Origin of the sequence: Bradyrhizobium sp. sGM-13 (assembly GCF_018398875.1) — a bacterium.
In the GTDB taxonomy this organism is placed as follows: Bacteria; Pseudomonadota; Alphaproteobacteria; order Rhizobiales; family Xanthobacteraceae; genus Bradyrhizobium.
Window position 1 is genome coordinate 1 of record NZ_JAGWDK010000314.1, and the last position, 267, is coordinate 267.

Below are 267 nucleotides of genomic sequence, written 5' to 3' on the forward strand. Positions count from 1 at the left end.
GCGAGGACAAGGTGCTGGACCTTGTCGGATCTATCTACGATGCCGCGCTCGACGCGCAGCTCTGGCCGGGCGTCCTCAACAGAATTGGCGATGCTGTTGGCGGACCGCAGGTGGTGTTCGGATTTTACGATCCGGCGAACGGGATCGTGAGCATGCATGCGCCGCGAACCGATCCAGATATCTTGCGCAGCTTTGACGACTGGACGTCGAATATTCCGGCCTTGCCGTGCACTGGAAACTATCGGCCCGGAGAGGTCTTTACCGGCG

Annotated in this window: 1 pseudogene; it reads left to right on the plus strand. The window is 60.3% G+C overall.

Annotation, left to right across the window (positions count from 1 at the left end):
• Nucleotides 1-267 (plus strand): annotated as a pseudogene (locus KJQ96_RS39180) (hypothetical protein); the annotation flags it as partial.